The sequence below is a fragment of the Pseudomonas sp. LLC-1 genome, assembly GCF_002992185.1.
In the GTDB taxonomy this organism is placed as follows: Bacteria; Pseudomonadota; Gammaproteobacteria; order Pseudomonadales; family Pseudomonadaceae; genus Aquipseudomonas; species Aquipseudomonas monteilii.
Map to the genome: position 1 here is coordinate 37,520 of NZ_LUVY01000005.1, position 13,663 is coordinate 51,182.

Annotated in this window: 11 protein-coding genes, 1 tRNA gene and 1 pseudogene; 11 read left to right on the forward strand and 2 right to left on the reverse strand. The window is 50.5% G+C overall.

The features are described from left to right. Positions 1-162 precede the first annotated feature (162 nt). The 7 genes and pseudogenes from A0O30_RS03235 (at position 163) to A0O30_RS27635 (ending at position 7,185) form a co-directional block, all read left to right on the forward strand. A complete protein-coding gene (locus A0O30_RS03235; RefSeq protein WP_105945556.1) occupies positions 163-573 on the forward strand; it encodes a pilin in 411 nt (136 codons plus the stop codon). A 71-nt stretch (positions 574-644) separates the two neighbouring features. Further along, a tRNA-Thr gene (locus A0O30_RS03240) sits at positions 645-720 on the forward strand. A 164-nt stretch (positions 721-884) separates the two neighbouring features. Continuing rightward, the gene (locus tag A0O30_RS03245) at positions 885-2,213 is read left to right on the forward strand and encodes an integrase arm-type DNA-binding domain-containing protein (RefSeq protein WP_105945557.1); all 1,329 of its coding nucleotides are present in this window, start codon (positions 885-887) and stop codon (positions 2,211-2,213) included. 892 nt (positions 2,214-3,105) lie between these two features. Further along, positions 3,106-3,251: pseudogene (locus A0O30_RS03255) on the forward strand (integrase); the annotation flags it as partial. A 383-nt stretch (positions 3,252-3,634) separates the two neighbouring features. Then, positions 3,635-5,095 carry a DUF3696 domain-containing protein gene (locus A0O30_RS03260; RefSeq protein WP_105945558.1) on the forward strand — a complete coding sequence of 487 codons (1,461 nt, stop codon included), beginning with the start codon at positions 3,635-3,637 and terminating at the stop codon, positions 5,093-5,095. Next, positions 5,046-6,182 carry a hypothetical protein gene (locus A0O30_RS03265; protein WP_146256294.1) on the forward strand — a complete coding sequence of 379 codons (1,137 nt, stop codon included), beginning with the start codon at positions 5,046-5,048 and terminating at the stop codon, positions 6,180-6,182. Before A0O30_RS03260 ends, A0O30_RS03265 begins: the two co-directional genes overlap by 50 nt. Positions 6,183-6,456: 274 nt before the next feature. Then, positions 6,457-7,185, forward strand: a complete 729-nt coding sequence (locus tag A0O30_RS27635; RefSeq protein WP_146256295.1) for a hypothetical protein — start codon at positions 6,457-6,459, stop codon at positions 7,183-7,185. Between the two features lie 301 nt (positions 7,186-7,486). Here the strand turns inward: A0O30_RS27635 and A0O30_RS03275 are convergent, their stop codons facing one another. Beyond that, a complete protein-coding gene (locus A0O30_RS03275; RefSeq protein ID WP_105945561.1) occupies positions 7,487-8,449 on the reverse strand; it encodes a DUF4238 domain-containing protein in 963 nt (320 codons plus the stop codon). 217 nt (positions 8,450-8,666) lie between these two features. Continuing rightward, on the reverse strand, positions 8,667-10,361 hold the full coding sequence (locus A0O30_RS03280) for a DUF262 domain-containing protein (RefSeq protein ID WP_256589590.1): 1,695 nt from the start codon (positions 10,359-10,361) through the stop codon (positions 8,667-8,669). Between the two features lie 863 nt (positions 10,362-11,224). Here A0O30_RS03280 and A0O30_RS03285 point away from each other — a divergent pair. The 4 genes from A0O30_RS03285 to A0O30_RS03305 all read left to right on the forward strand — a co-directional run bounded on the left by A0O30_RS03285 (position 11,225) and on the right by A0O30_RS03305 (position 13,663). Further along, positions 11,225-11,452, forward strand: a complete 228-nt coding sequence (locus A0O30_RS03285) for a hypothetical protein (protein WP_105945563.1) — start codon at positions 11,225-11,227, stop codon at positions 11,450-11,452. 197 nt (positions 11,453-11,649) lie between these two features. Further along, positions 11,650-12,027 (forward strand): hypothetical protein, encoded by a 378-nt coding sequence (locus A0O30_RS03290; protein ID WP_105945564.1) that lies wholly within the window; start codon positions 11,650-11,652, stop codon positions 12,025-12,027. Positions 12,028-12,569: 542 nt separating this feature from the next. After that, positions 12,570-13,061, forward strand: coding sequence for a helix-turn-helix domain-containing protein (locus A0O30_RS03300; RefSeq protein ID WP_105945565.1), 492 nt, complete (start codon positions 12,570-12,572; stop codon positions 13,059-13,061). Positions 13,062-13,165: 104 nt separating this feature from the next. Beyond that, on the forward strand, positions 13,166-13,663 hold the full coding sequence (locus A0O30_RS03305; RefSeq protein ID WP_105945566.1) for a hypothetical protein: 498 nt from the start codon (positions 13,166-13,168) through the stop codon (positions 13,661-13,663).

A 13,663-nucleotide genomic window follows, 5' to 3' on the forward strand; every position in this document is an offset into this window, starting at 1 on the left:
ATGCAAGGGCGCGCGTCCGTGATGCTCACTAGAGTAGTTCAGCGAAGATGACGCCCAAGCGGGCAGGGGTGACAAAAGGTGTCTGTTCAGGCCTACTGCGCCGCTGCCGGTTGGGGCGCAACCGACCTCAACGTGTAAGCGAATGAAAAAGGAACTACGTTCATGAAAGGGCAACGCGGTATCACCCTGATCGAACTGATGATCGTTGTCGCGATCATCGGCATTCTGGCGACCATCGCCTTACCGATGTACACCAACCACCAGGCACGCTCCAAGGCGGCGGCCGGGTTGCTGGAAATCAGCGCGCTGAAGACGGCGATGGACCTGCGCCTGAATGACGGGAAAGACGTGGGGGGCGTGGCCGAGCTGGGTGGCCAGCCGGCGACGGCGCATTGTGCGATCACCGCCGAAGGCAAGGCGGCGGATGGCAGCGGGAAGATTGCTTGCACGCTGGTGGATGCGCCGGCCAATGTGGTGGGTAAGGCACTGACCCTGACGCGCTCGGCCAGTGGGTGGGCATGCACTACCGACATCGAGGAAGACCTCGCGCCCAAGGGTTGCAAGGGGGCTTGAGGGTAGGGGATTAAACTAGCGGAAACAGGCGTTTGCGTTGCGGGTGTGAGCAGTGGTACGTTGCGCTACACGCCGGTGTAGCTCAGTCGGTAGAGCAGCGCACTCGTAACGCGAAGGTCGCAGGTTCGATTCCTGTCTCCGGCACCACATCCAGCTCCACTGCATTCCGCTGAATGCTTTGGAAACCCTCTAAACCGGCCTTCTGGCCGGTTTTTCATTTCCACGACCCTCCGTCGGGAACCAACAAAATCCCCAATAACCGGGGGTATTTTTGGGGTACAGCGTCTTTCCTGAATGGAGAACGTACCCCTATGCCACGCCTAGCCATTCCGCTCAGCGACCTCAAATGCCGCACGGCCAAACCGCGTGATCGGGCCTACAAACTGTTCGACGGCGGGGGCATGTACCTGTACGTCGCACCCAGTGGCTCGAAGACTTGGCGGCTGCGGTATTTCAAACCCAATGGCAAGGAAGGCACGCTGATTATCGGCAAGTACCCCATCGTTTCGTTGGCTGTCGCACGGACCAAGCGTGATGAGGCCAAGGCACTGTTGCTCGACAACCTTGATCCGATGGAAGAAAAGCAGAAGGCCAAGATCGCAGCCCAGCGGGCGAGCCTTCTCTTTGAAACCGTTGCCCTGGAGTGGCACGTCGAAATGTCCCGGCGCTGGACCGAGGGTCACGCCAAGACGGTGCTGAGCAGGTTGCGCACCCATGTGTTCCCACTGATTGGCCAGCGGCCTATCGCTGAACTCGACACCCACGATCTGCTTGAGGTCACCCAGCGGATCAAGGATCGCGGCACCATGGATGTAGCCCTGCGTGTGCAGAACTATCTATCCACGATCATGCGGGGTGCGAAGCGGGCGAGGCAGATCACTCAAAATCCGGCGCTCGATCTGGCCGGCTCGATTCAAGCGCCCCGTACTGTGCACCGTCCAGCACTCTCGCTGAACCGCCTTCCTGAATTGTTGAGCCGAATCGACAACTACACCGGTCGCGAGCTAACCCGGCTCGCAGTGCTGCTGACGCTGCATGTGTTCGTGCGCTCCAGCGAACTACGCTTTGCACGGTGGGATGAATTTGATCTGCAACGAGCGATGTGGGAAATCCCCGATACCCGCAAGCCGATTGAAGGCGTCCGCTATTCCACGCGTGGGACCAAGATGAGTGGTGACATTCAGATAGTGCCGCTGTCGCCTCAAGTCATCGAGATCCTTGAACGGCTGCGCAGCTTGAATCGGTTCTCTGAACTGGTGTTGCCCGGTGACCACAGGTACTGGAAACCCTTGTCGGAGAATACGGTTAACCAGGTGCTGCGCAATATGGGCTACGACACCACCAAGGACGTGTGCGGGCATGGTTTCAGGACCATGGCCTGTAGCGCCTTGCTCGAATCGGGGCTGTGGACGGACGCGGCGATTGAGCGGCAGATGAGCCATCAGGAGCGTAACCGCGTGCGCGCTGCGTACATCCACAAGGCCCAATTTCTGGAGCAGCGTCGGTTGATCATGGCGTGGTGGAGTAACTACATCGATGCCAACAGATCGGGCCATGTCACTCCGCATGAGTTTGCCCATCCGGTAGGCGATAACGTCACCGCCTTGCCAAATGGCCATGGCGCATTCAATCGCGGGTGAGCCTGCAAGATCGGCGCTGGCTGCTCTTTCACGCGGGTCCATTCAAACAGGGCTGCAAAGCCGCCCTGTTTGAATGGACCTCACTTTGAAAAGCTAAAAGCCACGAAGTTGTCCGGGGTTTACCACGGAATTCCACCGGTGGATAACCGCCTTTCACGTCCCAACTAGCGCTGAATTTCGACCCTTGACCGGGTTTATCCACAGGCGTAGAACTGGCCGTGCAAGCGCTGTCGATGACAGCACCCCAGGTGGCCCGAATCTTAAAGGTCACGCCGCTCCCGCGGTGGTTCTCCCCAAGGGCGATTCGCATCCGGCAGCTCGCCCGGTCACCCCCCAGTGATGGATGCTCTTACACATATGGCCCTAGTGCGCCAGCTACACGGTACTGTGCTGCCCTGCAGCAACCTATACGCTTGGCCGACTATTGCGCCAACCTGCGCCCGTCTCTTTCTGTGGAAAGAGACGGGCGCTTCTAATATTGCTGCAGCCCTCATCGCATATGGCTTTGCGGCACTCCCCCTCGTGACAATCGGCGTGACAAACGCCGATGTCACCAGCAACAGCGCTGTAGATGATGGTGCCGCAGACCAAGGAATGGACTGCACCTGAGTGACAGTCAGGCATGCCCCGGTCATCGCAGTGCTGCTTGCACCTGGCTCAGGATCTTCAGGCACTGGTCTCGTCAGCCAATGCAGCCTCCACCCGCCCACCGGTAACGGTGTTCAGGAGGCCAGATCATGAGATGCCCTTGCTCCCGGACGTAAGGAGCCGCCAGTCCCGCGTTAGAGGACATCCCCACAGGTCGCAGGGGCCTTGATCCCTGATAACACTCAGCATTCTTGGCGGGATGACGTGGGTCGAGGATTGGAGAACGGACGATGAGGTCACCGACATGGTACTGGTGGGTAGGCGCGATGGCCGTCATTTCGGCTACGGCAGGCAATTGAGCTACGCAGGGCCGTAGGCGTTGAATGACCGTTCGGCGACGGCCACTACGGCACGGTCAAGGCGCACTATGGTCGATGGCAGGTATTCGTATAGTGGGGCGTTCCCGTACCCCATTCCACAGGGTTTGCAAAGGTTGTATAGACGATTAAGGATCGATTATGGGTTGTGAATGGGTGGCCATAATTGGTCAGTGTTAGATCGAAAAATTAGCATCATCATCATGTTATTTTTCGTTTGGTGTTCTTTGTGTTAAGTAGCAATCATTAATCGATTAAGTATTTTTCGCGATTTTTTTGGTTGTGTTCAATTGGTAAATTTTAATTTCATCAGATGCTTTTTCCATAGGAGTACACAATTTCTAGTTGTTGCAACTGTTTAGGATGCTTTCGCTTGGAATATCGATTGGGTGATGTGCTTCACAGCGTTGTGGCCATTTGATATGATGCTGGTATCTTGACAATCCGAGAGCGATCATGGACGAAATTAGAATAAATAATCTTCGTACGTTGAGTGACACTGGTTATATTGAATTGAAGAAAATAAATGTCCTTCTTGGGCGTAATAGTTCGGGTAAAAGTACTTTTGCTCGAACCTTTCCTTTGTTGAAACAAGGCGCTAAGTTAAAATCTAAGTCAGGTGTGATTTGGTTTGGATCTGACGTCGATTTCGGCTCGTTTCATGATGCGAGGTCGAGAACGGCGAATAAGAATGATCCTATTTCGTTCACGTTTGTGAAACGTAATTTAGATATTTCTCCAGAATTACTCTATTTTCAAAGCAAACAGAGATCCCAGCAACGGTTAAGCAGCCGGCTTCGACGTGTCGAGGTAACTGCAAATATTTGGGAGGATGAAAAGAAATTAGCTTCGTACGAATTAAAGGCTGGTCCTAGCGTAGCGACATTTGATGTGCATGGGATGTTTGGGGCAAGTTTTTTTATTGATGGTGTTGATCTCACTTTAGCTGCGCAAGAAGCTATGTATTTTTATCGCCACTCAGGATTGTTGCCCGACATTTACCCTGTTGAAAAATTGGATATCGAGTCAGTCAATACTTCTGTCTACCGGCTTCTGCTAAAGCACTACTCTATATCGCCCGCAACCTTGTCGTTGAGCAGGATAGGGGAGTTGCCGACACGTATACTATTCAATCGGAGTATGTTAGCTGAGCATTTGGATATCGAGCCTCAGCAAATGTCTAAAAACTTTGTCTCATTTGTCCGTACCTACATAATGTGGCGAGATTTCCCGATTATTTGGGAAACAGTCAGGGATGAACTAACGGAAAGCCTAACCCGGATTAGGTATACTAAGCCGTTAAGGGCCTCTGCGGAAAGATACTATCGTACTCAAGGTCTGTCTGTTGATGAGATTGATCCGCAAGGAACAAACCTTGCAATGTTTCTCAATGACTTGTCTGCTAAGGCAGCGGCTGAATTTTCTTCTTGGACGACTAAGCATTTAGGTTTTTCAATAGAGTCGAGAACATCGGAGGGGCATGTTTCAATCTTGATATCTGATGCTGTGAGTAGCAAGACCAATATGGCGGATACCGGTTTTGGATTCTCTCAGGTTGCACCGATTTTGGCTCAGGTTTGGCAGTGCATAAAGTCAAATAGAAATTCTACTCCATTTATATTTGTGATTGAGCAGCCTGAGTTGCATTTGCATCCTCATATGCAATCGAAGTTGGCATCATTGTTCGCATCAGTAGCTAATCGCCATAGGCATATAAAGTTTGTCATAGAAACACATAGTGAGGTGTTCATTAATCAATTTGGTGCCTCCGTTGAAGATGGGGTTATTCCTGCTTCTGATATTGGGATCTATGTGTTCGAGAAATCTAGTGATAGCGGTGTTACGGACATAGTTGAATCTCACTTTGATGAAAAAGGTTTCCTTGAGCATTGGCCTTATGGCTTTTTCGACGCTTGAGGTCCATATGCTTTTTTATCTCGATGCCAGTTTGCTCGAAGACATAACGGTGCGCCCGGTTCAGTTGCTCGAGTTTCTAGAAAATTTGTGTTCGGCCCGTCGTAATGGTCGCCATTTGATTTTTGCAGATAAAAGCACCATTGAGCAGTTAATGAAGTTGCCGGGGTTAAGTCCTCGTGCTCATAGGACTTTGTCTGTTGTGGTCCGAAGAATTAGGGGGAAGTTACCGATATTTCAGGCTTGTAGAGTTTTCATTCGAGTTGTGCATGGTGACCGCATGCTTACTAAGAATGCTGTCGGTGGCAAGACGGAAATCTTCATCTCAATTGATATGATCAATGGTGATGAGTTGTTTGCAAAGCCCAAGTTGCTTGTCGAAAATCGCACCGATGGTGAGTTCTACACGGCACTCGCTAAACTTCTGATAGATCAACAGCGTTCCACCAAGGGATTGATGTTAGCGTATGAGTTAGTTGGTGGAGGTGGAAGTCAGACTCCTAGGGAATATGAAGCGCTTAAGCTGACGGAGTATCTTGTCTATTGTATAGTGGATGCCGACGTCGACTTTCCAAAAGCCCCTTTAGGCGGGAATACGGCGGCGCCAGTATTCAATTCAGAGCTAAAAACACCTAAGGCTACTGCTGATGCGCTAATACTAAACTGCTATTCAGCGGAGAATCTGATACACCCGTTGATGATTAAGTCTGCGCTGAACCTTATGGGCACTGAATCATGGTACCTTGAGATTGAAAAATTTTTTGAGTTGGACTTTTGGCAGTTTCTCGCTCTTAAGGCTCGTAAAACTTGCATCGACTTTGAAGGCGTCTCCGAAAAAAATAAATACTGGGCTATATATAGGCCTTCTTTCGCAGGGCTTCCATGTCCCCCCCCTTGTGTAAAGGACAAATGCTCAATATTCACACCACTAAAAAATACTACGCTAATTAAAGTGGCGGATTACTTGAATAATTCACTTAATGGAGTGCCGTTCCGCATTCCCGACTGCCAAGGTCACGTGCGGAATGAATGGGAAAAAATTAAGGATGGAATCATATCTTGGGCTTGCTCAGGCGGTCGTATAGCATAGTGTGAGTAACGTTTAGGGGAAGGAGTATCTTTCTTCCCCTGGCTGTCATAGTGCCGCATTCTCGAGCGTATTAATTAAGAGTGCCAGTTTTAATGAAGGATATGGCGCGGTTTTGGGGGAGGCATTTCGTCGATTAGGGCCAGTGCTGGCAACAAATCTTTAGGCAAAGCCTGTTAAATCCATTCTCTCTTTTGTCACTATTAGTCCAATTCATGTGTTAACAGATTAAAGTAATAAAAATTTGCTGTCCAATACCCATCGAACGGGAACTGTAATGAATTGCCTGATTTGCGGAATATCTCCAACTATAAAATCTCACCTTATACCAAAAGCCATGGCTCAAGAGGTGCAAGCGGGGAAAGCTCATGCTGTTGCCAATAATCCTGATAGTTATGTTTACACTCAGTCAGGGGTGTTTGAACGCGAGATTCTGTGTGGGAATTGTGACAACAAACTCGGAAATTTTGAAAATATTGCAATCAAAGCATTTCGCAATATTCGTCAAGATGCCAAGAATGCAAATTACGGCGAGTACACTTTGAAGGGGGTTGCAGGTGATGACATCCTTCGATTTGCGGCTGGGATTCTTTGGAAGTATAGCGTTGCATCCAAAAATAATGGAGCAATTAATCTAGGCCCCTACAAGAAAATACTGGAAGGTATCATTTTTCATGATGAGCCAATTCCATCAAGCGTCGATGCTGTTATTTTTCGCCTTAAAACTCATGACACAGACGATGGAGTTTTCGCCTACCGACTGCCATCCCCAGACCGGCAAGAACTTGTGAACGGCTACCGCCTCCTTGTGGGTGGTATGTTTATTTTCATAAAAATTGATAAGCAATCCCCCCAGGGTGGGGCTTTGCAGAGAGGCTCTATACGGGGCAATCCTGACTTGCTCTACACTGTAATGCCGGCCCAGAGTTTTGAAGAGTATCAGCGCGCCGACAAGCTAGCACATAGCGGGAAACTGTCTTCATTCCTAGATAAACAAGGTGTTTAATACGATCAATTATTAGTGGCTGAAATGAGTCAAGGGGGACAGATTCATTTTTGTGACGCTCGCTGATAAAATATAAATCTTGCGCCTGCCCCGCGTCAACGGGCGTCAAGAGGCGATGCTCGAGTCGTTCTCAAAGTTGTGTTGTTCACTCGAACCTACGGCAAAAAATAAATCTGTCCCCTTTTTTGCTCATGAGTCAGCACCTCTTGGTACGACACAAAAAGGGGATCGATTTATTTTTTGAAGTTTCTGCTGATAAATAAATCCGTTCCCTTTGGGGTTTTCAAATGTCCGAAGGGGTTCAGATTTTTTTTACAAAGCTAAACGAGTGTCCAGATTTAGGCCTATTGCTTTTCAAGAACGGACTGCCTTGTTGTAATGTTGGAGTTATGGGCTTGTTGATTCTGTCATTTATGAAAGTGCGTGAGTATGATTGAAGGTCTTTTAGATTAAGGCTGGAATTAAAGTATAGGTTGGTTTTGCTATTCATATACTGAAGTGAGTTTAAGTGGAAGACATCTTTGTCATTGTGTAGTTCATGTGTGGTGCTGTGTTTTTTTCCTATCTTATATTTTTTGTTGTCGTAAAAAACTAACGCAAGTTTCGGTGTTAATGGTAAAAGCATTCTGTAAAAGCAGTCTGTATCTTGTTGGTGCATGTAGACTAACGGGTTGTCGCTAATTATGAATGGTTTTGTTGTCTTGTTTTGAATTATCTTCATTCTCAGGCGCAAGGTTGGTTCTATTTCTTTGTCCGCAATGCTGAATATTGCAAAGTGTGGTTTTTCTAAGCTGAGCGTCATGCTGTCGAAAAATTCTTCGACCTGCTCCTTTGTGGCTTTTCCGTTGGCCGCTTCTAATAGCTTAGGCATTATATCTTGGCGAGTCTGTTTTTTTATTTCATCGCTCGCCAGGGAAACAACATTTTGCACTGTTTCTAATGTTTTTAGAGTGCGAACGTATTGGTATAGAGAAAATATAGTGAGTAGTACGTGTTCTTCGCTGTATGGCTTGATGGAAGTTTCGGGTCTTGCTTCGATTACATTTAAAATGCTTCCGACGCGATTTTCAAGGATGCCAAGTCTTTTCTCTATCTCGAGATCTTTTCCGTAAAAATAATCAATTGAGCATTGTGGTTTGTAGGGGATTGATGTTCGAATTTTATTTGTGTGTACATTGAAGAGGTTGGTGGTTGTTCTGTCAGGGTTCGTGAATCGAGATAGTAAAACTTTTGGTACGTAGTGTTGGTTCTTCAGTTCAGCCATTTTCACTTGGTCTCAGTTGTGGTCTGTTTGAAATTTGATGGGGTGGAAGACGAAAAGATGATGGACTTGTTTTTCTGTCAGGGAGAAGTGAAAGCGTAAAAAATAAATATGTCCCATTTTACGCACCCTTTTGCACATGTCGTGGAGTATATGTTTCACTTAGTCGGCTGCGCGCCATTAGTCCTAGTAATTTAGACCAAGTCAGAGTACAGCTCACTCAAAGATTAGTCATCAGTGCTGCGACGATTGTATCGTGCCGAACCTGGATTGCGTCTTGGTCCCAAACGTTACCTGCGCTAACAAAATTTGTTATTTCCCGCTGTTGGAAATTGTGCTGGTAGGTCTTCAGTTTTTCGGCGAATGGTATGTTTCCTACTGCGCAGTTGTGAGATTTTGATACCAGCAGGTAATTGCCCAAGCAGTTCAGGTATTCGCTCTTGAAGGTTTCGTCGTAGGTGCCGTAACCATGAGGGCTAGCTGTAGGTTCGGTGGTCGGGGCGATGTGCTCCAGCTCTGGGCGCTTGATGTCGTAATTACGTCGTGGTTCGTAACCGCGCTGACCTTGCCTTTCTAGGTGTACTTCATATTTCCAGAGTAGGTGCCTGGCGGTGGTGTGTCTGATCTCCCATTCTAGAGCCTCTGCCAGTTTCTCATTGTTCCAATAAGCCCACCACCCGCTGGCTACAGTTTTGAGATACTCAATGTTCTCAATAATAGGCTCTATCGTCGGTCTGTCGCTGGTAAACGCTTCGTAAGTATCATTGATACGGGATGTGATATCCGCACGGGTGCCAATCAGGCGATGTCGCAATATCAGGCTTTCAAAGGCAACACAAAGCTTGTTCTTGTCCGATAGGGAAAGACCAAAGCGGTAGGCCTTGAGAATAAATGGCAGTATAATCGCGATTCCGCCTAAGCTCACCAGTGAGTGGATCGGAAAGCTGCTTCGCTCGTCATCACCAAAGAATACCGATAAATGCTCAAAACTGATAGCCAGTGAACTGGTGAAGTCTTTTACAAACTGAAGAGGCGACTCTGCTGCGAGCTTTTTCTCAATCCGGTCCAGCGCGCCGCTTTCCCATAGGGAATTGAAATGGACCCGCAATGTGTACTGAAGCACATCATCTTCATTGATGCGGTATTCAATTGCCGAGATCGATTTGTAGATGGTTTCGAAGCGATTCTGGATTTCTTCGATCAGACTGTCCTTCGCTTGCTGGTCTTCGCCATGAAGATGGATGGCATACATGAACTGCGCCTTTACCACCTCAAGATTGGATGGGCGCTTGCCGCGGTTGTTCTGGAAGATGAACATCTGGATGGCTTCAGCTTCATCCCGCACTGGGTGCGTACTGCATGATGCCTGGGACACAGTCCGCAGCATGTCGGTCAGGTAGGTTTCGGGCTGAGCACCCAGCTTCTTTTTGAAGAAGTTGAACGCATTGATGAGTCGCTGAGCAGATGTGGTTAGCGAAGCCGGGGCGACGGTTCTGGACTGGTTGATCACATAATCGACAAAGGTCCGGTTGTCGTAGTCAACCGTCTTAAAGCGGATCTGATTTTCCCGCTTTATCATGTCTTTGTAGCAGTCCTGCTCATCTTCGGTGAGGGCGCGCTTGGCTTGTAAGCATGCGAACAACGCAGCTAGGAACAACGTGATCGTAGTCAGGCGCTGCTGGCCGTCAATTACCCGATACTCTCCCTGTGTCTGCTCAAATAGGAAATGACCAAAGTAATAAGGGCTGCGGGATTTGCTATTGCGATAGGCCTCCAGATCGGATAGAAATACCTGTGTCTGACTGGTGCGGGTCGAACCTTCAGCTGGCGTATCCCAAGAATAAGCGCGTTGATATGCTGGCACGACGATGCGTTTGTTGGCCAGCATGTGGCGAATGGTTGAAGAGGCTTCCACAAGCTATTTCCCTACGGTGGTGGCTTTTTGCTTCATCATCGCTTGAGTCGTGATTTTTTGCATGCCTGGGCACTACATTTATTTCGCTCGGCCCAGTCAGTGTGCCCATGGCTATCGTGGATAGAGCTCACTGGCCAAGCGTTATGCAGCACCTATTCTCGCTGGGTACCAATCTAAACAACCCAGAAATTCCCGATTCGATTCCACAGAAAGCCATAACTAGCTGATTTTTTTATAGATACCCTATGAGGTACATCAAAAAATCCACCCAATTCCAGCCCCGCGAAAACCAGGCCCTCACGGCCAACAACCGTCCGTCTGTCTCCGCCATCCTAACTCCTTTCAGACGCTGCATCATTGATTGATATACAAAGTGAGCACTGATGACGGATCTGCTCTCTTTCCATTCCTTTAGGCGACTTTCACACATCATTCGGTGACGTTTCCTACAGCTTCAACACTTGCCCCACCAAGAAATGTGAGGCTAAATTTCCCCGTCGCGGAAAAAACCGTGACCGGGCGTAGGAACCCGTTGGTAAACTTGGCGCACGCACTAGGCGCCCCTGCACCACAGCTGGCGCTTTTTTTGTGCCTGCCGTGTTGTGTCATGGCGGCTGTGTGTGGGCAGGCTTCGGCCTGGCCGGGTTTCCAAGTTTCCCGGTATTCCTACCCCGCACACAGCTGCCACCCAATCCCGTAGGAAGGATCGTGGCAGCTCCAACTAAAACTTGGAGTTTCATGCATGCTTATCTCAAGTCCAAGCAGGATCCTCGCATTCGCTCTCCACCGTCGTTCCTCGACGGTCCCCGGCGGCTTCACCCTCGACCAAGACCACGCCGTCTCCACGAAGTCGGAGGTCCACCATGACTGACCAAGAACGCCTATCCACCCTCCAAAGTTACGCCTGGACCCTCGAACTGCTAGGCGAGGCTCTGGTCCAGCATGACGAAATGCTGGAATGCGAACACAACCCGCGATTGAGCTTTCGCAACACGGCGGGCATCCATCAAGCAATTCGGATCATCAGCCGTTTGGCCAGTGAGCAGTGTGGGAAAGTGATGGAGCGAAACGGCCAGGATCTGGAGAGTTAGACCAGATCACTGATGAATGACGGGCCAGTCAATCAGCACTGCGGCTGGCCCTCTGCTAAAGGTCGGCAGATGGTTTATTCCTGTCAGGTAGGGTTCACCCTTTGACCGCGAAGCATTCGGAAAAATCTCCTACCTGTCGTTGCAGCCTCGATGGCAAGCGCTTTAGTCTCGGCATTCAACATCGAGGATACCTTGCTATGGAAAGCGCTTACGCCAAAGTCAAAGACCGGCTGCACAATCGTCGTTTCGCTGTCGCCAACAACTCCCAGGGCCTCTCGGGCACCGGCACGGTTTTCCATTATCTGGTCGAAGAGTTTGCTATCACCAGTACCTACCAAGGCGGCCGGATTCGTACCGGCCATCAAGTTGGCCGAGTAACTGGCCCCGATACCATTGAGCTGCTTTACCACTGCATCACTAACGACGGTGAAATTCTCGCCGGTTGGTCACGTGGCAGGGTAGGGGTTGATGAAGCAGGGCGCACTACACTGCATTTCGTTTGGGGGTGGTTGTCGGGGGCGCAGGGTGGAGGGGAATCCAGCTACGTTGAATTGCTTCCCCTTGGAGTGGGCTGAGGTGTCCAGGTCACCACTGAGTAGTGGAAGGCGAGCACCCGGTCTTCCTTGCGTGGTTTCAGCGTTGATGTGCCGTCTACCGTTCGCTGCAGTGTGATGCGCTTCTTGGCCTTCGCAGGATGCCATGGCCACTGACCTGACCGCTTTGCCCTGAAAATGCTGGCCGAATTTGACGTAAACCTTATCTCGGCGAGAGGTTGATGGCCGCAATCCGACCGATTCCAAGCCTCGTCCTCTGTGTGAGGCTAAATTGCTGTGAATGCATAATCGGTAGTGTGGTGCCGATTTTTTTGCGTGTGACGTTTGTAATCAGCAAAATATTGCCGGTTCCTGCCGTGTACACTATGACAATCAGCATTAAAGTGCTGATTAATGGTGTGGCGATGCCGCTCAGACTTACGATCCAAGCTTTCTCTGAGGGTCCATGGAGCGATGCTGCGACGCTCACGGTTGAGAACCCCGAGCGTGTTGCTGATGGAGGGTGCTTTGTCGCATGCGACAACGACTAACTTGGACAAGCGACTCGTGGAGTGGGGACTGCGATGAAAAAACTTCAGCCTGAAGAGCGCGCTCAGCTCGTAGAGGAAATAGTCAAGCGCAACGCGGCGGGGCTCGATCCAATTGGGGCATCCATCCGCCGTCTGCGGCTCGAAGTGACCGGGCTTGACCAAGAGACCTTTGCGGCCATGTGCAAGATCTCCACGAAAAGCCTGTACGAACTGGAGAGCGGGAAGTCGAATCCGAAGCTCAGCACTTTGGATGCCGTGCTGCGTCTCTTTGGCATTCGGATGGGTATGGTGATGACTGCCAAAGATAATCCCACTGCAACGGTCGCCGGCAACAATGTCGGCCAGTTGAAGGCGGCTGGGCCAATCGCTGTGGCCGCGCGACCGGTGGCGAATCTTTTGCAGCCGGCCAGCTCTTACGTGGTGGCCGGACCGAAACGAGGGAAAAGCCCTGCGGCAGCCAAAGCGAAGAAGGAAGTGTCGAGGCCGGCATCGCCACGCGCACGGAAAAGCACTCAGGAACAGTGAGATTGATGCTCGCACTTCACGGCATGCGATCAAGCAGCATCACCTGGCCAAGCCCGGCATTTAAGCTTTCGCCCCAATGGATATTTCTCAGCAGGAGGCCACGCATGTTCAGCCATCCCGTCAAACCGGAAATCGCCGAGTGGTTCGCCACATTCGGGATCGACGCGGTATCCCACAGCGTCTGCTCCATCGACGTCACCACCGAGCCTCCCGAGCACTGGTTTTACAAGCGCAACCAGTTGCGGCCGGACAGCTTGAAGCTCGACCTGTCCTTGACTGCCAGCGGTAACTGGTGGGTCCACCTGTCGCGCCACGACAAGCTGTTCGACATTCAGTGGCGCGCCAACGACGACCTGCGGGTCGTATCCCAGCAACTGCGGTATCGCAAGCTGATCAAGTGGCCACGGTTGCACAGCCTCATGGACTTCCCGCTGTTGGCCGGGCAACTGGAGCAATGCCTGGATGTGCGCTTTCTGCGCCATGCCAATTTCGGCGCACGCCTGCTGGACCCCGAGGCGCTGGCGCAGAATGCCAAACTCCGCCAGTGGTTGGCGCCTTGTGCCGATACCTTCGGTAGCTACCGGAAAATGCCGCCGCAGTAA